Below are 25,539 nucleotides of genomic sequence, written 5' to 3' on the forward strand. Positions count from 1 at the left end.
AAAAGGATTTAGCCATGACCATCAATCTGAAAAACCGCAACTTCCTCAAACTGCTGGACTACACCCCGGCGGAAATTCAGTACCTGATCGACCTCGCCATCGAGCTGAAGGCGGCCAAAAAAGCCGGGCGCGAAAAGCAGACGCTGGTCGGAAAAAACATCGCCCTGATCTTTGAAAAAACCTCCACCCGCACCCGCTGCGCTTTCGAAGTGGGCGCGTTTGACCAGGGCGCGCAGGTTACCTACCTCGGCCCAAGCGGGTCGCAGATCGGCCATAAAGAGTCGATGAAAGACACCGCCCGCGTGCTGGGCCGCATGTATGACGGCATCGAGTACCGCGGCTACGGCCAGGCCATCGTCGAGGAGCTGGGCGAGTACGCGGGCGTGCCGGTATGGAACGGCCTGACCGACGAGTTCCACCCGACGCAAATTCTCGCCGACCTGATGACCATGCTGGAGCACTCCCCGGGCAAAACCCTGCCGGAGCTGAGCTTTGCCTATCTCGGCGACGCGCGGAATAACATGGGCAACTCCCTGATGGTCGGCGCGGCCAAGATGGGGATGGATATCCGCCTCGTGGCACCGAAATCCTTCTGGCCGGAAGCCGGGCTGGTTGAGCAGTGCCGCGCCATCGCCAAAGAAACGGGCGCGCGCATCACCCTCACCGACGACGTGGAAGAAGGCGTGCACGGCACCGATTTCCTCTACACCGACGTGTGGGTCTCCATGGGAGAGCCGAAGGAGGCCTGGGCCGAGCGCGTCAGCCTGATGAAGCCGTATCAAATCAACGCGGACGTCATGAAGGCCACCGGCAACCCGAACGTCAAGTTCATGCACTGCCTGCCCGCGTTCCACAACGAGCACACTAAAGTGGGCCGCGAGATCGAGATGGCGTACGGCCTGAAGGGGCTGGAGGTGACGGAAGAGGTCTTTGAATCACCGAACTCCATCGTCTTTGACGAAGCAGAAAACCGCATGCACACCATTAAGGCGGTCATGGTGGCGACACTCGGCGACTAATCACCGCCCGGCGCGCCGCGGGGTGCGCCGGGTTTCAGGAGAACATCATGGGCAAGTTCAAGTTTCCCTCCGCTTACACCATTCTCTTTTTTCTGATTGCCGTGGTTGCCGTGCTGACGTGGATTGTTCCGGCCGGGCAGTACCATATGGCGATGAACGCGGCGCTCGGCAAAGAGGTGCCGGTTGCCGGCACCTATGCGCACGTGGCATCGCACCCGCAGGGGCTGGTGTCGGTGCTGATGGCCCCGATTGCCGGACTGTACGATCCGGAGTCCGGCCAGGCCGGGGCGATCGACGTCGCGCTGTTTATCCTGATCATCGGGGGATTTCTCGGGATCGTCACCAAAACCGGGGCAATTGACGCCGGGATCGAGCGCGTCACCACCAGGCTGCGCGGGCGCGAAGAGTGGATGATCCCGATCCTGATGGCGCTGTTTGCCGCAGGCGGCACGATTTACGGCATGGCCGAAGAGTCGCTGCCCTTCTATACCTTACTGGTGCCGGTGATGCTGGCGGCGCGGTTCGATCCGGTGGTTGCCGCGTCCACCGTACTGCTCGGGGCGGGGATCGGCACGCTCGGGTCCACCATTAACCCGTTCGCCACGGTGATCGCCGCCAACGCCGCCGGGATCCCCTTCACCAATGGGATCATGCTGCGCATCGCGCTGCTGGTCATCGGCTGGATCATCTGCGTGGCGTGGGTGATGCGCTATGCCCGTAAGGTGCGCAAAGATCCGTCGCTGTCGATCGTGGCGGATAAACAGGAGGAGAACCTCGCCCACTTCCTCGGCAACAAGGGCGAGCAGTCGCTGGAATTTACCCCGGTGCGCAAACTCATCCTGGTGATTTTCGCCCTCGCTTTCGCGGTGATGATCTACGGCGTGGCGGTGCTGGGCTGGTGGATGGCGGAGATCTCGGCGGTGTTCCTCGCCAGCGCCATTATCGTTGGGCTTATCGCCCGCATGAGCGAAGAGGAGCTGACGTCGACGTTTATCAACGGCGCGCGAGATTTGCTGGGCGTCGCGCTGATTATCGGCATCGCGCGCGGTATCGTAGTGATTATGGATAAGGGCATGATTACCCACACCATTTTGCACAGCGCCGAGGGGATGGTCACCGGATTGTCGACGGTGGCGTTCATTAACGTGATGTACTGGCTGGAGGTGGTGCTGTCGTTTCTTGTGCCTTCTTCGTCCGGCCTAGCCGTTCTGACGATGCCGATCATGGCGCCCCTTGCCGATTTCGCTAACGTCAACCGCGACCTGGTGGTTACGGCTTACCAGTCGGCGTCCGGCATCGTTAACCTTATCACCCCCACCTCTGCCGTCGTGATGGGCGGGCTGGCTATCGCCCGCGTGCCCTACGTGCGTTATCTGAAATGGGTCGCGCCGCTGCTGGGGATTTTGACGGTGGTGATTATGGTGGCGTTAAGCCTGGGCGCGTTGTTGTGATTTTCCGGATGGCGCTGCGCTCATCCGGCCTACGGATCGGTGCGGTGCCACCGGTTATTTCGGGAACTGATATGGGAACTATGATGGATTACGAAGAGTACTCTCCCAAAGAGCAACTACAGCTAACGGTCTGCCAGCGTCTGATCGCGGAAAAGAGCTATCTCTCTCAGGAAGAGATCCGCCGCGACTTGCAGGAGCGGGGTTTTGAGACCATCAGCCAGTCCACCGTTTCACGTCTGCTCAAGCTGCTTGGCGTCATAAAAATTCGCAATGCCAAAGGGCTAAAGATTTATTCGCTGAATCCCCAGCTGCGCCCTGCCCCCGACGCCGCGCGTACCGTCTCCGAAATGGTGGTGAGCGTGGAGCACAATAGCGAATTTATCCTTATTCATACCGTTGCCGGATATGGCCGCGCGGTGGCGCGTATTCTGGATTATCACCAGTTACCGGAAATTTTAGGCGTGGTGGCGGGAAGCAGTATCGTCTGGGTCGCGCCCCGAGTGGTGAAGCGTACCGCGCTGGTGCATAAGCAAATTAATTATTTACTAAGAATGCATTAATATTCATAAAGAACCGTTTGCATTGAGTAAAGCGTGCATTAAATCGCTTGATCCCAAAAACGAGCTGCGTATAATGCCCGACAATTTGCCGGGAGGAAGCATGGTCAAGCGTGTACGACATAACGTCTTACCGCGTCTGAAATCAGACGCTGGCCTGCCGTTTTTCTTCCCGTTGCTAAACCTATTCCCAGAGCCCCTCATTTGAGGGGCTTTTTTTTGCCCGGCGTCAGGAGATAAACATGAATCCGCTTTATCAAAAACACATCATTTCCATAAACGACCTCAGCCGCGAAGAGCTGGAACTGGTTCTGGAAACCGCGGCAAAACTGAAGGCCAATCCGCAGCCGGAGCTGCTGAAGCACAAGGTGATCGCGAGCTGTTTCTTTGAAGCCTCGACGCGCACCCGCCTCTCCTTTGAAACCTCCATGCACCGCCTGGGCGCGAGCGTGGTGGGCTTCTCGGACAGCAGCAACACGTCGCTGGGCAAAAAAGGCGAAACCCTGGCGGATACCATTTCAGTGATCAGCACCTACGTGGACGCGATTGTGATGCGTCATCCGCAGGAGGGCGCGGCGCGTCTGGCGACCGAGTTTTCCGGCGGTATTCCGGTGCTGAACGCCGGTGACGGCGCCAACCAGCATCCGACGCAGACCCTGCTGGACCTGTTCACCATTCAGGAGACGCAGGGCACGCTTGAAAACCTGAACATCGCCATGGTCGGCGACCTGAAGTATGGCCGCACCGTCCACTCCCTGACCCAGGCGCTGGCGAAATTTAGCGGCAACCGCTTCTTCTTCATCGCCCCGGACGCGCTGGCGATGCCGCAGTACATCCTCGACATGCTGGACGAGAAAGGCATTACGTGGAGCCTGCACGCCAGCATCGAAGAGGTGGTGGGCAACGTGGATATTCTCTATATGACCCGCGTGCAGAAAGAGCGTCTGGATCCATCCGAATACGCCAACGTGAAGGCGCAGTTCGTGCTGCGCGCCAGCGACCTCGACGGCGCGCGCGACAACATGAAGGTGCTGCACCCGCTGCCGCGCATCGATGAGATTGCCACCGACGTGGATAAAACGCCGCACGCCTGGTACTTCCAGCAGGCCGGAAACGGCATCTTCGCTCGCCAGGCGTTACTGGCACTGGTTCTGAATCGCGAATTAGCTCTGTAAGGGGAGACGACCATGACACACGATAACAAACTCCAGGTTGAAGCCATCAAGCGTGGCACCGTGATTGACCACATCCCTGCGCAGGTGGGCTTTAAGCTGCTGACGCTGTTCAAACTGACCGAAACCGACCAGCGCATCACCATCGGCCTGAACCTGCCGTCCGGCGAAATGGGCCGTAAAGATCTGATCAAGATCGAGAACACCTTCCTGACCGACGAGCAGGTCAACCAGCTGTCGCTGTACGCGCCGGACGCCACGGTTAACCGCATCGACGATTACGACGTGGTGGGCAAATCCCGCCCGAGCCTGCCGGAGCGCATCGAAAGCGTGCTGGTCTGCCCGAACAGCAACTGCATCAGCCACGCCGAGCCGGTTTCGTCCAGCTTTGCAGTGAAAAAGCGCGCCAATGACATCGCGCTCAAATGCAAATACTGCGAAAAAGAGTTTTCCCATTATGTGGTGCTGGCCAACTAATTGAGGTTGGTAATGAAATCCCGGCTGTTATAATGGCCGGGAACATTCTTAACGCTGTAATTCTGGAGAAAAAATGAGCAAAGTACTCGCGACGGAAAATGCACCAGCGGCTATCGGCCCATACGTTCAGGGCGTTGATCTGGGCAGCATGATCATCACCTCTGGCCAGATCCCTGTAAATCCGAAAACCGGTGAAGTACCGTCCGACGTGGCGGCGCAGGCGCGTCAGTCGCTGGAAAACGTGCAGGCTATCGTTGAATCTGCGGGCCTGAAAGTGGGTGATATCGTCAAAACGACGGTGTTCGTGAAAGATCTCAACGACTTCGCCACCGTTAACGCCACTTACGAAGCGTTCTTCACCGAGCACAACGCCACCTTCCCGGCGCGCTCCTGCGTGGAAGTGGCGCGTCTGCCAAAAGACGTGAAAATTGAAATTGAAGCGATCGCCGTACGTCGTTAATACATTTCAATAAACAGAAGGCAGCTCGGGCTGCCTTTTTTATTTCGGTTATTTTTACTCTCCGGGTAAAATGACACAGAGCCAGATCCATTATTAGACTCTCCCTCGCCTAGTAATATTCTCTAATAATGGATGAGTAATGAAACTTTCAAAAATTGCACTTGCCCTCGCAACAGTGACCGTTGCATCTTCGGCATTTGCTCACGGATATATTGAATCTCCTGCCAGCCGCGCCTATATGTGTAAGCTGGGTCAAAATATTGATTGCGGCTCCGTACAGTATGAACCGCAGAGTGTAGAGAAAACCTCCGGCTTCCCGACCGGGGCAGAGCCAGCAGACGGACACCTCGCCAGCGCGGGTATCTCTCAATATTCTCAGCTGGATAAGCAGAGCCTGAATGCGTGGACTAAAAACCCGATGACCGCGGGCCCGCATGAATTTGTCTGGCACCATACTGCGCCGCACAAAACTACCAACTGGCGTTATTACATTACCAAACAAAACTGGGATCCAAATAAACCGCTAACTCGCGATCAGTTTGAATTAACCCCGTTCTGTACAATTAACGGAAATAGCCAGGCGCCAGCCGTAACTAAATCCATGACCTGTAATGTTCCTGAACGCACAGGTTATCAGGTAATTTACGGCGTATGGGAAATTGCAGATACCACAAACAGCTTCTATCAGGCTATCGACGTTGATTTCGGGAATGGCGGCAACGTTACCCCGGACGAAACACCTGCGGTTGTGTCCGAGTGGAGCAAAACCCTGAGCGGCCAGATTGCCGGTAATAACCTGAACGTGGGCGATAAAGTTATCGCACGCTTCTTCGACGCCCACGGCGAAGTGACCGCCATGCGCACCGAGATGACCATCGGCTCTGCTGAACAAGGCGACGCTAACCAGTGGTCCTACGATCTGGCGCAGAAGATCAACACCGCGCAGCACGACGTGCGCGTCGGCGTGAAGGATGAAGCCGGTGACATCAGCCCGGTTCACGGCGCCAACAGCGTATTCGTGAAAGACGGCAGCACGCTGCAGTCCGTTGCTATCTCTTATGAAGAGCAGAAAGCGCAGGTGAGCGAAACCATCGCCGTTACCGATCTGCAATACAGCAAAATCGAACATGGCAACGCGACCGTGACCTTCCACGTGAATACGCAGGGTGACGTGAATTTTGAAGCACACGTGATGAACCACCACGGTGCGGAAAAAGGCTACCTGAAGCAGGACATGAACAACAGCAATCAGGACGTCACCATGACCCTGACCGACGTGACCGCCGGTCACCACATGCTGAAATACTACGCGACCAATAAAGACGGCACCCTGTTCGCGCAGGACGTCCTGAACCTGATGCTGGAAGGCGATGCCGCTGCGGACAGCACCGGCCACCACGACTTTACCTTCCCGGACAATATCGCGTCGTACAAGGCAGGTACCGTGGTGCTTCAGCCTAAAGACGGTAAGACCTACGAATGTAAGCCTTTCCCGTACAGCGGCTTCTGCGTGCAGTACAGCCCGACCGCAAACCAGTATGAGCCAGGCGTTGGCGCACACTGGAAAGAGGCGTGGGTTCTGAAGAACTGAGTGGCCTTTACGCCCGGCGGCACTTCGTTTGCCGGGCCTACACACCACGTAGGCCCGGTAAGCGCAGCGTCACCGGGCATGTGTGTTACTGATTTCGCGTGGCGGGTAGCAGCGTCTCCAGCGGATAGACCGCCGCAATCACCACCTCATCCTGCACCTTCGCCGCGCTGTCCAGCTCGCTCTGAATCGACGCGATCTCTTTGTCGTCCAGCGTCCCCTGACGCGCCACCAGATCCGTCAGCCTCAGGCCAATCGAGGCCAGCTTATCCACCTCCAGAATGACCGGCTTAATGGCCTTCAGCTGATAGCTGTTTTCGCTCAAGGCCAGCACGTCGCTGGTGTTGTTCTGCCAGCGGTTAAAGACGTGGCGCAGCGCCTCGGCGCTCTCCGTGTCTTCCGCGTCGCTCACCAGGCGGTCCGCCCACTTGTGCATCTGGCGCACGGTGGCGCTTTCGGCGTTCAACGCATCTGCAAGTCTGTTAAGCGGCTCAAACTGATGGTAGTTTCCGGCCTGGAACTTCAGGTGCTGGCGGGTGTAATACTGGGCCGGCTCGAGCGCCTGGGCGAGGATTTGCAGCGGCAGGGTGTCGGCATTATTAGCGAGGCGCGTGAACTGCACCTGCTGCTGGGTATGCTGCTGCAGCCCGACGGACACCGTCGACCAGCTGTCCATCGCCTGCAGGCGGGTATACATATTATCGACGTCGTTGACGTCCTGCGCGGACCACAGCCGCTCCGCCACCGCAAAGGCGCGCGGCCACAGGCGGATGTCCAGCACCGGCGCGACCACGTTTTCCGCCCACAGCGCGGCTTCGCCGCCGAGCAGGTTGGCCTGATTCGCCACGTCCGGCACGACCGGAGGGGTACCTTTCGGCACGTCGTCCAGACGCGCGCCGCTAATCGGGTAGCGGGTGTTTCCCACCAGGAAATAGCCGGTGAGTTTGTCGTTATCAACGTTGACCACCGGGCGCGTTTCACCCATCCAGGTGTCGACGGTAAAGGTCACCTGGTTGTCGTCGCGCCACTGAATGTTATTCACCGCCCGACGCGATTTCCCGGCAAAATCAATAAAACCGCGCCACCCGGCGTCGCCTTTCACCAGCGTAAAGCTGCCTTCCACAGGCTTGCCCTTCAGGCGCGGCATGGAGAAAGCCCAGCTCTGGACGCTGTCGGTGTCCGCTATCACGTCCACGCCATTCAGCCCCTGCGGCACGATTTCGTTGCGGTAGTGATAGGCTGTGGACTGGGGCTGGTCGAGGTAGAAGCCGGTTGAGAGAATGCCCTTATAGCCGTTCTGCGCCACCTGCCCCAGCGCGTCCTGCCCCTGCCAGGACTGGATCAGAATGCTTTTCGGCAGATCGGGATGGTAGATCTCATCCCAGCCGACCATCTGCCGGTGGTGCTTCTCAAGGATCGTCTCCAGCTTGCGGTTGAAATACGCCTGCAGCGCGTGGCTGTCCGCCAGTTTGTTGTCGCGCATAAATCTCTGGATCGCCGCGTTTGCCTTCCACTGGCTGTCGTCCACCTCATCGCCGCCGATATGCAGATACGGATCGGGGAAGATCGCCGCCAGTTCGCTGACCATCGCGTCGGCGAAGGTGTAGGTCGCCTCTTTGGTGGGATCTAGCACCGGCTTCAGCACGCCCCAGTGGCGCTCCATAGCGTACGGCCCCGGCGCGCTCATCAGTTCTGGATAGGCGACGGCAATCGCTGAGGCGTGGCCCGGCATATCGATTTCCGGCACCACGCGTATGCCGCGTTCGGCAGCGTAACGCACAATCTCGCGCATCTGCTCAGGGGTGTAGAACAGCCCGTCGCTGGCAAGCTGGGTTAATTTTGGATAACGCTTCGAGGTAAAGCGCCAGCCCTGATCGTCAGTCAGATGCCAGTGCAGGACGTTGAGCTTGGCCGCGGCCATACCGTCGATCTGGCGTTTGATATCGGGTAACGGGATGAAATGGCGCGCCGAATCGAGCAGCAGCCCGCGCCACGGGAAGCGCGGCGAATCTTCGATGGTAACCCACGGAATCGAAGTGTTTTCGGCACCGTTCTGCATCAGTTGGAGCAAGGTTTCCATTGCGCGCAATGCGCCAAAGCGGGTGTTAGCGGAGATGTTCACGCCGTTGGCATCCACAATGAGTTTGTAGCTCTCATCGCTGTCCGGCAGCGGCTGCGGCTTCACCTTTTTAGCGATGGCGATACGGATGGTCGGCTTGTCAGGTTTTTCGGCCTGTGGCTGTAGCGTCCAGCCGGTTTGCAGCGCAATGCGCTGGCGCAGGCGGTTGACCGCGTCCCCCAGATCGTCGCCGCTGACGCTCACGGAGAGTTGATTGTTAAGCACCAGCGCGCCCTGCGTCGTCGGGCGTTCAACCTTCACAGGCCAGGGCATCAGGGGAAGGTCGCCTGCCGGCGCGGCAAAAGCGGAGGCGCCGAGCATAAGCCCGGCGGTTAAGAGACTGTACCGTAACATGAATGTTCCTTATCTGACGGGCCAAATACAGGCAAAACATTCTGTTAACATGCGTACAAATTGTCGTCAAGCGAATGCGCCGACGGAGATCACAGGTTGTTGAATTTGGGAGGAAAGCCAGATGCCGGGTGGCGGCTTCGCCTTACCCGGCCTACGTTTGGATTATGGCAAAATGAGCTTACTGCCACCCATATCGACGCGCATAGAATCCTTTCACCATCTGCGTCAGCACCATATAGCCCGCGAGGATCGCCACCAGCCATGGGAAGTAGCTCAGCGGCAGCGCCTGCAGCTGCAGGTAACCTGCAAGAGGCGAGAACGGCAGCGCGATACCCAGCGCCATCACAATGCCCGTCATTACAATCAGCGGCCACGCGGCACGGCTCTGGATGAACGGAATGCGGCGCGTGCGGATCATATGCACAATCAGCGTCTGGGACAGCAGACCTACCACGAACCAGCCGGACTGGAACAGCGTCTGGTGTTCCGGGGTGTTGGCGTGGAACACAAACCACATCAGGCAGAAGGTCAGAATGTCGAAGATGGAGCTGATCGGCCCAAAGAACAGCATGAAGCGGCCCAGATCGGCGGGGTTCCAGCGCTGCGGCTTCTGGATCTGCTCGTCGTCAACGTTATCAAACGGGATCGCTACCTGAGAGACATCGTACATCAGGTTCTGGATCAGCAGGTGCAGCGGCAGCATCGGCAGGAACGGCAGAAACGCGCTCGCCACCAGCACGCTGAAGACGTTACCGAAGTTGGAGCTGGCGGTCATTTTGATGTACTTGAGCATGTTGGCGAAGGTGCGACGCCCTTCGATGACGCCCTCCTCCAGCACCATCAGGCTCTTTTCTAGCAGGATGATATCCGCCGCTTCACGGGCGATATCCACGGCGCCGTCCACGGAGATGCCAATGTCCGCCGCACGCAGCGCGGGCGCATCGTTGATGCCGTCGCCCATAAAGCCCACCACGTGCCCTTCACGACGCAGCAGCGTCACAATGCGCTCTTTGTGCATCGGCGTCAGGCGGGCAAACAGCGTCGTGCGCTGGGCAAGCTGCGCCAGTTCGTCGTCGGTGAGGTGCTCAATGTCGCTCCCCACCACCACGTCGCCCGCGTCCAGCCCCACTTCGTGGCACACTTTGGCCGCCACCAGCTCGCTGTCACCGGTGAGAATTTTGACGGTGATGCCGCTCGCCTTCAGCGCCTTCAGCGCCGGTGCGGTGGTCTCTTTCGGCGGATCGAGGAATGCGATGTAACCCTCGAGGATCAAATCGGATTCGTCGATACGCTGATAGTCCCCCTCCCGCGCGGGCAGGAATTTGCTCGCCACCGCCACCACGCGCAGCCCCTGACGGTTCAGGTTGTCGGTGACGCGCTTGATGCGGCGCAGCATGGTGTCGTCCAGCGGCACGATCTCCCCGTTGTGGCGCACCTGCGTGGAGACGTTCAGGATCTCCTGCAGCGCGCCTTTGCAGATCAGCTGGTGCACGTCCGGCTGCTCGCTCACCACCACCGACATGCGGCGGCGCTCGAAGTCGAACGGGATTTCGTCCACCTTCTGCCAGCGGCCGGAGAGCGTACGGGCGGCCTCCTCGTCCACGCCTTCCAGCACCGCCACGTCGAGCAGGTTTTTCAGCCCGGTCTGGTAGTGGCTGTTCAGCCACGCGCTGTGGAGCACGCGCTCGCTGGTTTTACCGGCGATGTCGGTGTGGTTCTCCAGCACGATTTTATCCTGCGTCAGGGTGCCGGTTTTATCGGTGCAGAGAATGTCCATCGCGCCAAAGTTCTGAATGGCGTCGAGGTGTTTGACGATCACCTTTTGTTTAGAGAGTTTGACCGCCCCGCGCGCCAGCGTGGAGGTAACGATCATCGGCAGCATTTCCGGCGTCAGGCCGACGGCCACGGAGAGCGCAAACAGCGCCGCCTCCCACCAGTCGCCTTTGGTGTAGCCGTTGATCAGCAGGACAATCGGCGTCATGACCATCATAAAGCGGATCAGCAGCATGCTGACGCGACCAATGCCTTTCTGGAAGGCGTTCGGCTCGCTCTCCTGCTCGCTGACGCGCCCGGCAAGCTGTCCAAACCAGGTATTGCCGCCGGTGGCGGTGACAATTGCCTGCGCCGTGCCGCTGACCACCGTGGTGCCCATAAAGCACAGGGTGTCGCACTCGAGCGGGTTCATCTGCTGCGGGTCGCGGCTGCGCGATACCTTCTCAACGGGCAGGGACTCCCCGGTCAGGGAGGCCTGCGCCACGAACAGATCCCGCGCCTGGATGATGCGTAAATCCGCCGGGATCATGTCTCCCGCCGCCAGCTTCACCAGATCGCCCGGCACCAGCTGGTCAATGGGCAGCTCAACCCAGGCGTTTTCGCCGAGGTCGTTAATCACGCGCGAGACGGTCGCGGTGTTGCTGACCATCGCCTTCAGGGCGTCCGCCGCTTTGGTGGAGCGGGCTTCCTGAATGAAGTTCAGCAGCGTGGAGATACCCACCATCAGGGCAATCACGCCCGCGGCAAAGAGATCTTCCGTCGCGTAAGAGATGATGCCGAGCACGGTCAGCAGCAGGTTGAACGGGTTGCGGTAGCAGAGCCACAGGTGCACCCACCACGGAGAGGGCTTCTGCGCCGGGATCTGGTTATCGCCGTGCACGGCGCGGATTTTTTCCACTTCAGACGCGTTCAGCCCTTCCGGATGGCCGCCAAAGGCGCGCCAGACTTCGTTTTCATCCATCGCCGCCACATTCAGGCAGCGTTCGGTCAGGGACGCCGGGATCGCCGCTCCCGCCATGTTTTTGGCATTGGGCAGCGGGTCGCGCTGAACAAGACGGTGTGGCAGATGGCGGCTCAGCAGCGCCTGCAGCTGCCGGGTGATATTTTTAAACATAGACATTCCTCCGCATCCGCCAGGCGGACGCAGCATTCCCTTCAGGCGTGGCAAAGCCGTACCTGTCAGGCACTCATTTTTTCAAGCAGGAACGTTTGGGACGTTGCTGCCTCACATTACCGGTGAGACAGCAAAAGCTGGCTTACCGGAAAGAACAAATTCTCCCGTTCAGGAGAGGTGCGGGATCGGGATCCATAAAGCCTCCGGTAAGTAAAAAAACAGGGTGTCGCCGCGCAGTATAAAGATTTAAGCGTACCCTTTGTGACGATTCGGGCGGTATTATACGCGCCTGCAAATAAACAGTACGTAAACCAGACTTTGCCCATAGCGAAATCGCGCTATAGCATTAGGCTCAATTGACCATTTTGTCGTTGTTACAGGGAAAACAGCATGCAGAACCGCCTTACAATTAAAGACATCGCGCGTTTAAGCGGCGTGGGGAAATCAACCGTCTCACGCGTGCTGAACAACGAAAGCGGCGTCAGCGAACGCACCCGCGAGCGCGTTGAGGCGGTCATGAATCAGCACGGTTTTTCCCCTTCCCGCTCCGCGCGCGCCATGCGCGGGCAGAGCGATAAAGTGGTTGCGATCATCGTTTCGCGTCTGGATTCCCTCTCCGAAAACCTCGCCGTTCAGACCATGCTGCCCGCCTTCTACGAGCAGGGCTATGACCCGATCATGATGGAGAGCCAGTTCTCGCCACAGCTGGTGGAAGAACATCTCGGCATGCTCCAGCGCCGTAACATTGACGGCGTGGTACTGTTTGGTTTTACCGGCATTGACGAGGAGATGCTGAAACACTGGCAGCCGTCTCTGGTGCTGCTGGCGCGCGATGCCCACGGTTTTGCCTCCGTCTGTTATGACGATGAGGGGGCGATTATCACCCTGATGCAGCGCCTGTACGAAGAAGGGCACCGCCACATCAGCTATCTGGGCGTGCCGCACGCGGACGTTACCACCGGCAAGCGCCGCCACGAAGCCTATCTGGCCTTTTGCAAAAAGCACAATCTCCCTGCCGTGGCCTCCCTGCCGGGGCTGGGCATGAAGCAGGGCTACGAGCAGGTCGCCAGCGTCCTGACGCCGCAGACCACCGCGCTGGTGTGCGCCACGGACACCCTTGCGCTGGGTGCCAGCAAGTATCTGCAGGAGCAGCGCATTGATAACCTGCAGGTGGCGAGCGTCGGCAGCACGCCGCTGATGAAGTTCCTGCACCCTGAAATTATCACCGTCGATCCGGGCTACGCCGAGTCCGGCAGACAGGCCGCCGCACAGCTGATCGAGCAGATCAACGGGCGGAGCGAGCCGCGCCAGATCGTTATTCCTGCCCGTCTCTCATAACCCCCCTGAATCGTTTATTGTGATCTTCGCCCGATTTCGGGAACGTTCCCATTTTCGCCGTCACGCTGAAGGAGTAGGCTTGCGCTCAGGTCATTACCCCCCTCAACATCTGTCATGAGGTTTCATGATGAGTAAAGTCAAACAAGCAGATATCGATCGGCTGATCGTCCTGGTCGGCGGCCGCGAAAACATCGCCACCGTCAGCCATTGCATTACCCGCCTGCGCTTCGTGCTGAACGATCCGGCCAAGGCCAACCCGAAGGCGATTGAAGAGCTTTCCATGGTGAAAGGCTGCTTCACCAACGCCGGACAGTTCCAGGTGGTGATTGGTACCGAAGTGGGCGATTACTATCAGGCTCTGCTGGCGACCACCGGACACTCTTCTGCCGATAAAGAGCAGGCGAAGAAGGCGGCGCGCCAGAATATGAAGTGGCACGAGCAGCTGATTTCCCACTTTGCAGAAATCTTCTTCCCGCTGCTGCCGGCGCTGATCAGCGGGGGCTTAATTTTGGGCTTCCGTAACGTCATCGGCGATGTGCCAATGAGCGACGGTAAAACCCTGGCGCAGATGTACCCGGCGCTGCAAAGCATCTATGACTTCCTGTGGCTGATTGGCGAAGCGATTTTCTTCTATCTGCCGGTGGGGATTTGCTGGTCCGCGGTGCGCAAGATGGGCGGTACGCCAATTCTCGGTATCGTACTGGGCGTCACGCTGGTCTCTCCGCAGTTAATGAACGCTTACTTACTTGGTCAGCAGGTGCCGGAAGTGTGGAACTTCGGCCTGTTTACCATCGCCAAGGTGGGCTATCAGGCGCAGGTCATTCCGGCCCTGCTGGCGGGTCTGGCGCTGGGCTTTATTGAGACGCGTCTGAAGCGCATCGTGCCGGATTACCTCTACCTGGTGGTGGTGCCGGTCTGCTCGCTGATCCTGGCCGTCTTCCTGGCGCACGCTTTTATCGGTCCGTTTGGCCGCATGATTGGCGACGGCGTGGCCTTCGCGGTGCGTCATCTGATGACCGGCAGCTTCGCGCCAATCGGTGCCGCGCTGTTTGGCTTCCTGTATGCCCCGCTGGTGATCACCGGCGTGCACCAGACCACGCTGGCCATCGATATGCAGATGATTCAGAGCCTCGGCGGTACCCCGGTCTGGCCGATTATCGCCCTCTCTAACATCGCACAGGCCTCTGCGGTGACCGGCATCATTATCGTTAGCCGTAAGCACAACGAGCGTGAGATCTCCGTTCCGGCGGCCATCTCCGCCTATCTCGGCGTCACCGAACCGGCGATGTACGGCATCAACCTGAAGTACCGCTTCCCGATGCTCTGCGCGATGATCGGCTCTGGCCTGGCGGGCCTGCTGTGCGGCCTGAACGGCGTGATGGCGAACGGGATTGGCGTCGGCGGCCTGCCGGGGATCCTCTCCATCCAGCCTACTTTCTGGCAGGTGTTTGCCCTGGCTATGGCGGTGGCGATTATCGTCCCCATGGCGCTCACCACCGTGGTTTACCAGCGTAAATTCCGTCAGGGCACGCTGCAGATTGTTTAACTTCATCTTTCGGGGCGCAGTTGCGCCCCTTCGCATTTGCAGGAACGCATTATGAATACCCTTCCTCACTGGTGGCAGAACGGCGTCATCTACCAGATTTACCCAAAGAGTTTTCAGGACACCACCGGCAGCGGCACCGGCGATCTGCGCGGCGTGACGCAGCGGCTGGATTACCTGAAAACCCTCGGCATCGACGCCATCTGGCTGACGCCGTTTTATATTTCCCCGCAGGTGGATAACGGCTACGACGTGGCGAATTACACCGCCATCGACCCGTCCTTTGGCACGCTGGATGACTTTGACGAGCTGGTTGCCGAAGCGCACGAACGCGGCATTCGCATCGTGCTGGATATGGTGTTTAACCATACCTCCACGCAGCACGCCTGGTTCCGCGAGTCGCTGAACAAAGCGAGCCCGTACCGCCAGTTCTACATCTGGCGCGACGGCACGCCGGAGCAGCTCCCCAACAACTGGCGCTCCAAGTTTGGCGGCAACGCCTGGCGCTGGCACGCCGAGAGCGAGCAGTATTATCTTCACCTTTTCGCGCCCGAGCAGGCGGATCTCAACTGGGAAAACCCGGCGGTGCGCGCCGAGCTGAAAAAGGTATGCGAGTTCTGGGCCGATCGCGGCGTGGACGGCTTGCGTCTGGACGTGATTAACCTAATCTCTAAAGATCAGGATTTCCCGGACGACACCATTGGCGACGGTCGCCGCTTCTACACTGACGGCCCGCGCATCCACGAATATCTCCAGGAGATGAGCCGCGACGTCTTCACCCCGCGCAACCTGATGACGGTGGGCGAGATGTCGTCAACCTCGCTGGAGAACTGCCAGCAGTACGCGTCGCTCGACGGGCGCGAGCTGTCGATGACCTTTAACTTCCACCACCTGAAGGTGGACTACCCCGGCGGCGAAAAGTGGACGAAGGCAAAGCCGGACTTTGTGGCGCTGAAAACCCTCTTCCGTCACTGGCAGCAGGGCATGCACAACAAAGCCTGGAACGCGCTGTTCTGGTGTAACCACGACCAGCCGCGCATCGTGTCGCGCTTTGGCGACGAAGGGGAATACCGCGTTCACGCTGCAAAGATGCTCGGCATGGTGCTGCACGGCATGCAGGGCACGCCGTATATCTACCAGGGTGAAGAGCTGGGCATGACCAACCCGCACTTCAGCCGCATCACCGACTACCGCGACGTGGAAAGCCTGAACATGTTCGCCGAACTGCGGGCCAATGGCCGTGAGCCGGATGAATTACTGGCGATTCTGGCGAGTAAATCCCGCGATAACGGGCGAACCCCAATGCAGTGGGACGCGTCGCACAATGCGGGCTTTACCGAGGGCGAGCCGTGGATTGGGGTCTGCGATAACTATGAAACCGTGAATGCCCGTACGGCGCTGGACGACCCGGATTCAGTGTTCTACACCTATCAGTCGCTGATTCGTCTGCGCAAAACCCTCCCGGTGCTGACGTGGGGAGATTATGAAGATCTCCTGCCGGAACACCCTTCCCTGTGGTGCTATCGCCGCCAGTGGCAGGGCCAGACGCTGATGGTGGTGGCAAACCTGAGCCGAGAGCGCCAGCAGTGGCAGCCGGACCCGGTACAGGGCGCATGGCAGGTCGCACTCAGCAACTATGAGGACGTCCCCTCTCGTCCCGATACGCTGCAACTGCGCCCGTTTGAAGCCATCTGGTGGGTGCAGGAATAAACGTCAGGAGATACAGCATGCTGTATCTCCTTTTTTATGTTTAGCGATACGCTAAATGTACGACGATAACTTTTACATCACGGCGTACCGAAAATAAAAATAGTCCTGCCAATTAAATAACCTCGGCAGGACATGATGAAAAAGACAATTATTAAAGTAACGTGTATTAGCACATTATTATTGAGCACACAGGGATGGTGCGGAAATACGTCCGTCGACCTTCGCTTTGGCCATAATACGCGCTCTGACGTAAATGATTCTCGTATTAAGGTTATGCATCAGGCGGATAACGGTTTTTACTTCTCCGTTGAAGCCGCACAAAACCATAACGACACCTTTTTTGGTGATACCGACCGAAATAATCCCGATGACAAAGGATTAACGGAGGCGGCACAGGAGATTGAAACGCGCTGGCGCTTCAATCTGGGCAATGGCTTTGCCGTTGCGCCTGGCATGGTGACGGTTTTCACCCCCAGTAATACCCACTATCGCCCCTTCATTCAGGGCTGGAAAGCGTTTGATAACGGTCTGAATCTTTCCGCCCGTTACCGTTATAACACCATCAATGACGCGCACAGCGACAAAGAACTCGACGGCAGCGGCTATACCCGCCGCCAGTCACACCAGTTCGACATTTGGTTCGCGTACAACATTGGCAAATTCGGTATGTCCTACAACCCGCGCTTCCGCTGGCAGGATAATGTCGATCAGGGAACCGGGGATGATACCTACTGGGAGCATACCGTTGCGTTCAACTACCAGCTCGACGATGGCTGGACGCCTTACGTCGAGCTGGTGTCACTGGATAAAACCTATATCAACAATGACGGCAATCATGAAAATGATTATGCCGTACGTCTGGGGATAGTGAAGCAGCTCTGACGGCCTGACTACACCGTATCGTGCTGCAGCAGCCTGCAGCCGATACGGTCCACGGCGCTTAACAGTTCAAGCTGGCCCTCCCGCTGATACAGCGATACCGCATTAATGTCGATCGATAACGGCCAGCATAGCGTTGAGATCGACGCCAGCGTCGCCCCCTGACGGGTAATTGCAATAATCTTTAAACCCTTGCGCAGCGCGTTTCGCGCCATTTCTATCAGCGACTGTGTCTCCCCGGATTTGCTGATCAGCACCAGCGTCCCCTTCGATACCCGTGTCAGCTGGTGCATGTCATTCAAAATAAGATGCGGCAGGCTCGCCAGCGATAAAAAGCGCGACAGGTAGTTAAGGCTGGTAAGCGAGGCGCCGCGTGCGTACAGATAGATATGGCTGGAATGGATGAGCAGCCTGGACACCTCCGCCACAATGTCGTCCGCCTGCGGACCCGCTTCGGGCACTGCAGGCGCAGGGGTAAAATGATCGCGTAAAAAACGATACCGAAGCTCGGTATAGCTTTTATACCCCATTTTTTTACACACACGATTAACGGATGTTGTCGTTGTAAAGGTATCACGGGCAATCTCTTTTGCCGAAATATTAGAAATATTACACGCGTGATGCTGAATGTATTCAAATATCAAGCGTTCACTTCCCTGGAATGAATTCATATATTACACCCTGTTTAATCCCGGCATGATATTAACACAACAGAGAAATAGTCTCTGGAAGGCGCTTCACACATTGCATTTACGCGTATCGCGATACGTAATTAGTATTAGCAAACGTTAAAAACTGTTTTAGGTTCTCTTTATACTTTCCCTGTTTTCACATCCAGGGAATTATGACAATAACGAAACAGAAAGTTGTCGCGGTAACGGCCTGCCCGACGGGCATTGCACATACCTTTATGGCGGCGAATAAAATTATTGCATGGGCTAAAGAGCACCATATTGAGGTTAAGGTCGAAACGCAGGGCAGCGACGGCGTTAAAAACCGCTTAACGAAGCAGGATATCGCCTCCGCCACGGCCATTATTCTGGCAACCGACGTCCCCATTCAGGATGCCGAGCGCTTTGAAAACATTCCCCACCTTCAGACCCGCACGCAAGAGCTGATCAAGCATACCGATCGCTATCTGCGTCAGGCGCTTGCCATGGAAAAAAACGTCACGACTGTCTTACATGAAGACGAACTCCAGCCTTCGGCTTACCAGATTTTTATCGGCCATATCATGGCGGCCATCAGCTATATGCTGCCAGTGGTGGTCATGGGCGGGCTGATGATGGCAACGGCCAAAATTACCGGCCAGTTTATTAACATCGACCATTCGCCGTTCAGCGTGCTGGATAAAGTGGGCTTTATGACCATTAAGTTCATGTATCCGGTTTTCGCCATGTATCTGGCGTTTTCCATTGCCGGCAAACCGGCGCTGATCCCCGGACTTATCGGCGGTATCATGTCAGACGAGGTCTACAAGCGCTTCTTTGATATCGAAGGCTTTATGCCGTCCGGCTTTTTCGGCGCGATCGGCATTGGCTTTTTTGTGGGCTATCTGGTGCGCTGGCTGAATGATTCCATTCACGTCCGCCAGCAGCTCACCACCATCAAGACCATGCTGGTCGTCCCGCTCATCACCGGCATTACGCTGGTGATGGTCATGGAATATTTGATTAACCCGATTTTCGGCTCGCTTAACCAGCTGATGGTGGTCTTTTTTACCTCGGCAGGTGACACCGGGCGCGGATTCTATTCCGCGATGATCGCCGCAGGCACCGCGTTCGACCTGGGCGGCCCGGTCAACAAGGCGGCAGGCTCAGTCGCGCTCGGCCTGAATGGCATGAGCGAAACGTTTGATCTCACCGCCCGCGAACTCTCCATCGTGATCCCCTCTATTGGCGTCGGCTTTGCCGCGTTCCTCAACGGCCGCTTTGGACTACCGGATGTTTTTAGCCGGGAAGAGAAAACCGTTGGCAGCACCTCGTTGCTGCTGGGCGTGATTGGGATCTCCGAAGGCGCGATCCCGTTCATCCTGAAAAACCCACGTCTGATCCCGGTGTTTATGACCGGTGCCGTCGCCGGCGCGCTGGTCGCCATTGCACTCGGCGTGAAGCAGACGCTGCCGCTGCCGGCCATCTGGGGCTGGCCGCTGGCAACCAACGTGGCGGGCTACCTGGCGAGCGTCTTTATTGGCGCACTGATTTGCGCCCTGGGCGTGCTTTACGTCAGCCCAAAGAACGCCAGCTAAGGGGAAGGTCATGAATCAGATCCACGTCATTGCCCATACGCACTGGGATCAAGAGTGGTATTTCACCCGTCAGGACAGCATGGTGCTGGCGTCATATAACTTTGCGGACGTCATCGACACGCTGGAGCAGGACCCGGCTTACAGCTGCTATCACCTTGATGGACAGATGGCGGTGGTAGAGGACTTTCTCGCCATCAATCCCGAGTATCGCACCAGGCTGGAGACGCTGGTCAGAGCGAAAAGGATTTTTGTGGGGCCGTGGTATACCCAGACGGACACCTACAACGTGCATGGCGAATCCATTATCCGCAACCTCAAATACGGCATCTTCTCTGCCCGTAAGCTGGGGCACGCCATGCAGGTTGGGTATCTTCCGGATACCTTCGGCCACAATGCGCAGATGCCCACGATTTTGCAGGGCTGCAATATCGACAACATCGTCTTCTGGCGCGGCATCGATCACGACAGACAGGCGAAAAGCAGCCAGTTCCTCTGGCGCGCGCCGTCAGGGGCGACCGTTATCGCCTGCGCGATGGCGCTCGGTTATGGCGCGGCTAAAAACATCTCTTCAGACGCGAGCCATTTGCAGGGAAAAATCTTCCCGATGGTCAATCTCCTGCGCTCGCGGGCCGGAATAAATGACCTGCTGCTGCCCTGCGGCGGCGATCAGGTCAGCATCGACCCGGCGCTGCCGAAAATCCTGCAGGTCGCCAGCGCACGCTCCCCGGATGAGGACCGTTACGTCATCAGTTCGCTGGAGCGCTACGTCGACATTCTGCGCGCGCAGCGTGAGCAGTTTGAATTCTGGGAAGGAGAGCTGAAATCGCCGCGCTACACCCGCATCCATAAAACGATCGGCTCCGTGCGCTACGACATTAAAAAGAAAAATGATGCAGTTGAGCAGTTCATCCTGCGGCAGCTGGAGCCGACAATCGCCATGGCGCGTCACCAGGGGCTGCCGGTCAACCTCTCGGTGGTCGATACGCTCTGGAAGAAGCTGTTGCGAAGCCATGCCCATGACTCCATCGGCGGCTGTAACAGCGATGCCACCAACCGCGATATTTTGCATCGACTGGAGCAAACCGAACAGCTGTGCCACAGCCTGTGGAATCTGGTGGTGAAAACCCTGGCCGCCGCCTGCGCTCGGGAAGGCGATCTGCTGATTTTTAACCCGCTGGGCACGCAAACGCAGCGCGTGGTGAAAACCACTCTCTATAGCCGCGCTGAAAATATCGCCCTGATGTATCAGGGGCAGGCCATCCCCTTCGACGTTCTGAAAAGAGACGTGTTGCCCGGCGGAACGGCGATCTCCCTTAACGCCGAAGGCGAGTGTGAAACGCCCCTTCCCCCTTATTACCGCTGGCACGTTGCTGTGAAAACACCGGTTCTGCCGCCGGTCGGCTATCTCAGCGTTAACGTTGAAGATGACCCGGCGCCTTTCCGGCAGCCTGAACAGACAACGGGCAGCGAGATAGAGAATGCGCATTATCGATTAACGCTGGACGACGGAACGCTAACCCTGCACGACAAACGCAGCGGCAGATGCATCCCCTCGTTCTTTACCCTTGAAGACTGTGCGGATGCGGGCGACAGCTACGATTTCTCACCGCTTGCGGGCGATACCCCGACGCGATGCGACCATTTCACGCTCGTCGGCTGCCTGAAAACGCCGCTTGTCGAAAAGCTGATCGTTGAAGCCACCCTGTTTCTTCCGCCAGATCTCGCCGGACGCCAGGATACTGCCCGAACGCCGTTATCCATTCGTCTGGAGTGCACATTACGCGAAGACGATCCGAACCTGTACGTCGAGGCTTCGCTGGAAAACAGCCACTGCGATCACCGGCTACGTTTACTGATCGGCAGCGATATTCGCACCCGTCACGCTATCGCCTCCCAGCCCTTCGCGATAATCCAGCGCGATACGGGGTGTGAGAGTGGAAACTGGCAGGAGCGCTATCGCGAGATGCCCGTGGATATCGAAACCACCGAAGGCATTATCGCTGTCGCGGAAGCGGGCAAAGCGCTGGTGGTGAATAGTCGCGGTATGAAGGAATTTCAGATTATTGGCAGCGAACCCGCGACGATTGCCCTGACGTTGTTTAAAGCGACGGGCGTGCTCGGGCGCAACGATCTCGACTGGCGACCGGGCCGTGCGTCCGGCATTAATAATACGGTGGTTGAGACCCCCGACGCCCAGTTACTGAAACCGCTGCACTTTTCATTTACCGTCGCGCTGGCCGACAGAGCCGATCATCTGACGCTTCGCCAACTGGAAAACCAGGCTGCGGGACAGCCTTTCACCTATCAGCGGCAATCGTTACACACGCTCGATCACCGCCTTGAGCGCTTTGCGTTGCGTCTGCCTGAGCATCAGCTTCCGGCACAATTCTCATTATTGAGCCTGCCGGAGCCGCTAGTCCTTTCTGCCCTGCCCCATGCGCAATGGTCGAATGGCACCGTCGTCCGGGTGTTTAACGCCGGGACGCAGCCGGTTCCCGTCCCGGAAAGTCTGGCGGGGCTACGTCAGATCAACTATCTGGAAGAGCCTGTGCCGCCGGTAACGGCAATCCCCCCTTTCGCAACCTGCGATTTTTTGATGGAGGCTTAATATGAACTTGCTTGCATTGACGCACCCCGATCTGGTTTTTATCAACCCGACGCACCGTACGCCTGAAGCGCTGATCCGCTGGCTCGCCGAACCGCTCGCCAGGCGAAAAATCATCTGCGATGAAGAAACATTCATCCAGAGTGTATTACAGCGCGAAAGCGAAGGCCCTACCGCGCTGGGTGAAGCGCTCGCCGTTCCGCACGGTAAAACCGAGGCGGTGCAGCAGGCGGCGTTTTGTCTGGCACTCTTTGACGACCCGATACGCTGGCCGGGGCTGGACGGTGATGAAGAGGTCAGAATGGTTTTCCTGCTCGCCATTCCGCCCGCGGAAGCAGGCAGTACCCATATGCAGCTGCTGACGACGCTGACCAGTTTATTGACAGAAGATCGAGTGCGCGCGCAGCTTCTGGCGGCGCGCACCCGGGAAGAGGCGATGTCCGCCCTGAGTGCTGAAGAACCTCAAAAACAGGATGCGGCCCCTGACCGCTCCCTTCTCATTCCGGTGATACTGGGCAGTATCGCTACCGCAGCCTTTTTACAGGCAGGATTGAGCTGGGCCTGCGCGGTGAGTTAACCGAACGGCGCTCAGCATGTACCACGTTGAGCGCTTGTTTTTGTTGAATAATTAATCAGATTTTTCCTTCGCGTCTTTACAAAGGCTGAAGCGCCCGCCGTTTGTACTCTCGTCTTTTTACTTTGTTCTGCATCAAATAAATCGCAAACTTGTTTGATGCAAATCACTATATGTAGAACTTAAAATGCACGCCGACCCAACATCTTGTATTAATCGTCTACTATTCCAACAACAAGACGGCGCTTACGCTGGCCGGAATTGTGGATAACACGAGCTGGGAACGGGGGAAGTCTTTGGCCTGACGGGGAATACGTCCGGTGAATACTTCTCCACCTCTGTGGATAACCTGTTTTTAAAAATGGAGTGATCATGACACCGCATGTGATGAAACGTGATGGCTGTAAAGTGCCGTTTAAATCAGAGCGCATCCAGGAAGCCATTCTGCGTGCAGCTAAAGCAGCGGGAGTCGATGACGCAGATTACTGCGCCACCGTCGCAGAAGTCGTTAGCAGCCAGATGACTGAACGCAGCCAGGTCGATATCAACGAGATCCAGACCGCGGTTGAAAACCAGCTGATGGCTGGCCCCTACAAACAGTTAGCCCGCGCCTACATTGAGTATCGCCACGATCGCGACGTGCAGCGTGAGAAGCGCGGTCGCCTGAATCAGGAGATCCGTGGCCTGGTGGAGCAGACCAACTCTGCCCTGCTCAATGAAAACGCCAACAAAGACAGCAAAGTGATCCCGACCCAGCGCGATCTGCTGGCCGGTATCGTCGCCAAACACTATGCCCGCCAGCATCTGCTGCCGCGCGACGTGGTCTCGGCACACGAGCGCGGCGAGATCCACTATCACGACCTCGATTACTCGCCGTTCTTCCCGATGTTCAACTGCATGCTGATCGACCTGAAAGGCATGCTGACCCAGGGCTTTAAAATGGGTAACGCCGAGATTGAACCGCCTAAGTCGATCTCCACGGCGACAGCGGTAACGGCACAGATCATCGCTCAGGTGGCGAGCCACATTTATGGCGGGACCACCATAAACCGCATTGACGAAGTGCTGGCCCCGTTCGTGACGGCGAGCTTCAACAAGCATCGGAAAACTGCCGAAGAGTGGCAGATCCCGGACGCGGACGGCTATGCGCACTCCCGTACCGAAAAAGAGTGCTACGACGCGTTCCAGTCGCTGGAATATGAAGTGAACACGCTGCACACCGCCAACGGGCAGACGCCGTTTGTGACCTTCGGTTTTGGCCTGGGTACCAGCTGGGAATCACGCCTGATCCAGCAATCCATTCTGCGCAACCGTATTTCCGGCCTCGGCAAGAACCGCAAAACCGCGGTGTTCCCGAAACTGGTGTTCGCCATCCGCGACGGCCTGAACCACAAGTTTGGCGATCCGAACTACGACATCAAACAGCTGGCGCTGGAGTGCGCGAGCAAGCGCATGTACCCGGACATTCTGAACTACGACCAGGTGGTAAAAGTCACCGGCTCGTTTAAAACGCCTATGGGCTGCCGCAGCTTCCTCGGGGTGTACGAGGATGAAAACGGCGAGCAGATCCACGACGGGCGTAACAACCTGGGCGTCATCAGCCTGAACCTGCCGCGCATCGCGCTGGAGGCCAAAGGCAATGAAGCTGAATTCTGGAAACTGCTGGATGAACGCCTGCAGCTGGCGCGTAAGGCGCTGATGACCCGTATCGCACGCCTTGAAGGGGTGAAAGCCCGCGTGGCGCCCATCCTCTATATGGAAGGGGCCTGCGGCGTGCGCCTGAAGGCGGACGATGACGTGTCCGAGATCTTCAAAAACGGCCGCGCGTCGATTTCGCTGGGCTATATCGGCATCCACGAAACCATCAACGCCCTGTCTGGAGACGCGCATATGTACGACAGCGCAGCCCTGCGCGAAAAAGGCATTGCGATTGTCCAGCGCCTGCGCGACGCGGTTGACCAGTGGAAAGAGGAAACTGGCTACGGGTTTAGCCTCTACAGTACGCCGAGCGAGAACCTGTGCGACCGCTTCTGCCGTCTGGACACCGCCGAGTTCGGGATTGTGGAAGGCGTGACCGACAAAGGGTACTACACCAACAGCTTCCACCTCGACGTGGAGAAAAAGGTAAACCCGTACGACAAGATCGACTTCGAAGCGGCCTATCCGCCCATCGCCAGCGGCGGGTTCATCTGCTACGGCGAGTACCCGAACATCCAGCACAACCTGAAGGCGCTGGAAGACGTGTGGGATTACAGCTATCAGCATGTGCCGTATTACGGGACCAATACGCCAATCGACGAATGCTACGAGTGTGGCTTTACCGGTGAGTTCGAGTGTACGAGCAAAGGCTTTACCTGCCCGAAATGCGGCAACCACGATGCAGCCCGTGTCTCCGTGACCCGTCGCGTGTGCGGCTATCTCGGCAGCCCGGATGCCCGTCCGTTTAACGCCGGCAAGCAGGAAGAGGTGAAGCGCCGGGTGAAACATCTGGGGAATGGGCAGATCGGTTGAGCCACTGCCACATTTATGCCCGGTGGCGCTACGCTTACCGGGCCTAC

Annotated in this window: 19 protein-coding genes and 1 pseudogene; 16 read left to right on the forward strand and 4 right to left on the reverse strand. The window is 57.8% G+C overall.

All coding sequences use genetic code 11. The features are described 5' to 3' along the window. Positions 1-14: 14 nt before the first annotated feature. From argF to IM294_RS10770, 3 genes are all read left to right on the forward strand, one after another. Entirely contained in the window at positions 15-1,019 is a 1,005-nt protein-coding gene (argF, locus tag IM294_RS10760) for an ornithine carbamoyltransferase (RefSeq protein ID WP_041911441.1), read from the forward strand. 47 nt (positions 1,020-1,066) lie between these two features. Then, positions 1,067-2,470, forward strand: coding sequence for a YfcC family protein (locus tag IM294_RS10765; RefSeq protein ID WP_126817954.1), 1,404 nt, complete (start codon positions 1,067-1,069; stop codon positions 2,468-2,470). An 80-nt stretch (positions 2,471-2,550) separates the two neighbouring features. Further along, a complete protein-coding gene (locus IM294_RS10770) occupies positions 2,551-3,030 on the forward strand; it encodes an arginine repressor (RefSeq protein WP_028015317.1) in 480 nt (159 codons plus the stop codon). Between the two features lie 3 nt (positions 3,031-3,033). On the opposite strand, the pseudogene IM294_RS10775 reads toward IM294_RS10770, so the two are convergent. Next, positions 3,034-3,151: pseudogene (locus IM294_RS10775) on the reverse strand (hypothetical protein). Between IM294_RS10775 and IM294_RS10780 the strand changes: the two are divergent. The 5 genes from IM294_RS10780 (at position 3,131) to gbpA (ending at position 6,727) form a co-directional block, all read left to right on the forward strand. Then, positions 3,131-3,235: a pyrBI operon leader peptide gene (locus IM294_RS10780; protein WP_022646880.1), complete on the forward strand. Its 105-nt coding sequence runs from the start codon at positions 3,131-3,133 to the stop codon at positions 3,233-3,235. The pseudogene IM294_RS10775 and the gene IM294_RS10780 overlap by 21 nt on opposite strands. Before the next feature lie 34 nt (positions 3,236-3,269). After that, positions 3,270-4,202, forward strand: coding sequence for an aspartate carbamoyltransferase (gene pyrB, locus IM294_RS10785; RefSeq protein ID WP_028015316.1), 933 nt, complete (start codon positions 3,270-3,272; stop codon positions 4,200-4,202). 12 nt (positions 4,203-4,214) lie between these two features. Beyond that, positions 4,215-4,676, forward strand: a complete 462-nt coding sequence (gene pyrI, locus IM294_RS10790) for an aspartate carbamoyltransferase regulatory subunit (protein ID WP_010427352.1) — start codon at positions 4,215-4,217, stop codon at positions 4,674-4,676. 73 nt (positions 4,677-4,749) lie between these two features. Further along, positions 4,750-5,136: a 2-iminobutanoate/2-iminopropanoate deaminase gene (ridA, locus tag IM294_RS10795; protein ID WP_063154894.1), complete on the forward strand. Its 387-nt coding sequence runs from the start codon at positions 4,750-4,752 to the stop codon at positions 5,134-5,136. Positions 5,137-5,275: 139 nt separating this feature from the next. Further along, on the forward strand, positions 5,276-6,727 hold the full coding sequence (gene gbpA, locus IM294_RS10800) for an N-acetylglucosamine-binding protein GbpA (RefSeq protein ID WP_028015315.1): 1,452 nt from the start codon (positions 5,276-5,278) through the stop codon (positions 6,725-6,727). Between the two features lie 85 nt (positions 6,728-6,812). Here the strand turns inward: gbpA and IM294_RS10805 are convergent, their stop codons facing one another. Continuing rightward, positions 6,813-9,197: a beta-N-acetylhexosaminidase gene (locus IM294_RS10805; RefSeq protein WP_193360348.1), complete on the reverse strand. Its 2,385-nt coding sequence runs from the start codon at positions 9,195-9,197 to the stop codon at positions 6,813-6,815. A 178-nt stretch (positions 9,198-9,375) separates the two neighbouring features. After that, a complete protein-coding gene (gene mgtA / locus IM294_RS10810; RefSeq protein ID WP_045259608.1) occupies positions 9,376-12,084 on the reverse strand; it encodes a magnesium-translocating P-type ATPase in 2,709 nt (902 codons plus the stop codon). Positions 12,085-12,474: 390 nt separating this feature from the next. Between mgtA and treR the strand changes: the two genes are divergently transcribed. The 4 genes from treR to IM294_RS10830 all read left to right on the forward strand — a co-directional run bounded on the left by treR (position 12,475) and on the right by IM294_RS10830 (position 17,557). After that, entirely contained in the window at positions 12,475-13,422 is a 948-nt protein-coding gene (treR, locus tag IM294_RS10815; RefSeq protein ID WP_028015312.1) for a trehalose operon repressor TreR, read from the forward strand. Positions 13,423-13,549: 127 nt separating this feature from the next. Continuing rightward, a complete protein-coding gene (gene treB / locus IM294_RS10820; protein WP_045259643.1) occupies positions 13,550-14,968 on the forward strand; it encodes a PTS trehalose transporter subunit IIBC in 1,419 nt (472 codons plus the stop codon). A gap of 51 nt (positions 14,969-15,019) precedes the next feature. Then, positions 15,020-16,675, forward strand: coding sequence for an alpha,alpha-phosphotrehalase (treC, locus tag IM294_RS10825; RefSeq protein WP_126817956.1), 1,656 nt, complete (start codon positions 15,020-15,022; stop codon positions 16,673-16,675). 135 nt (positions 16,676-16,810) lie between these two features. Continuing rightward, positions 16,811-17,557 (forward strand): oligogalacturonate-specific porin KdgM family protein, encoded by a 747-nt coding sequence (locus IM294_RS10830; RefSeq protein WP_126817957.1) that lies wholly within the window; start codon positions 16,811-16,813, stop codon positions 17,555-17,557. An 8-nt stretch (positions 17,558-17,565) separates the two neighbouring features. On the opposite strand, the gene IM294_RS10835 is transcribed toward IM294_RS10830, so the two are convergent. Continuing rightward, positions 17,566-18,225 carry a MurR/RpiR family transcriptional regulator gene (locus IM294_RS10835; RefSeq protein ID WP_126817958.1) on the reverse strand — a complete coding sequence of 220 codons (660 nt, stop codon included), beginning with the start codon at positions 18,223-18,225 and terminating at the stop codon, positions 17,566-17,568. Positions 18,226-18,404: 179 nt separating this feature from the next. Between IM294_RS10835 and IM294_RS10840 the strand changes: the two genes are divergently transcribed. The 4 genes from IM294_RS10840 to nrdD all read left to right on the forward strand — a co-directional run bounded on the left by IM294_RS10840 (position 18,405) and on the right by nrdD (position 25,492). Continuing rightward, positions 18,405-19,802 carry a PTS fructose transporter subunit IIC gene (locus tag IM294_RS10840; RefSeq protein ID WP_126817959.1) on the forward strand — a complete coding sequence of 466 codons (1,398 nt, stop codon included), beginning with the start codon at positions 18,405-18,407 and terminating at the stop codon, positions 19,800-19,802. 10 nt (positions 19,803-19,812) lie between these two features. Then, complete coding sequence (locus tag IM294_RS10845) at positions 19,813-22,410, forward strand: glycoside hydrolase family 38 C-terminal domain-containing protein (RefSeq protein ID WP_126817960.1); 2,598 nt, start codon at positions 19,813-19,815, stop codon at positions 22,408-22,410. 1 nt (position 22,411) lies between these two features. Beyond that, positions 22,412-22,984, forward strand: a complete 573-nt coding sequence (locus IM294_RS10850) for a fructose PTS transporter subunit IIA (RefSeq protein ID WP_126817961.1) — start codon at positions 22,412-22,414, stop codon at positions 22,982-22,984. Positions 22,985-23,353: 369 nt separating this feature from the next. Next, positions 23,354-25,492: an anaerobic ribonucleoside-triphosphate reductase gene (gene nrdD / locus IM294_RS10855; protein WP_041911452.1), complete on the forward strand. Its 2,139-nt coding sequence runs from the start codon at positions 23,354-23,356 to the stop codon at positions 25,490-25,492. Positions 25,493-25,539 lie beyond the last annotated feature (47 nt).

Origin of the sequence: Enterobacter cloacae complex sp. P43RS (assembly GCF_014930585.1) — a bacterium.
Taxonomy (GTDB): domain Bacteria; phylum Pseudomonadota; class Gammaproteobacteria; order Enterobacterales; family Enterobacteriaceae; genus Enterobacter; species Enterobacter bugandensis.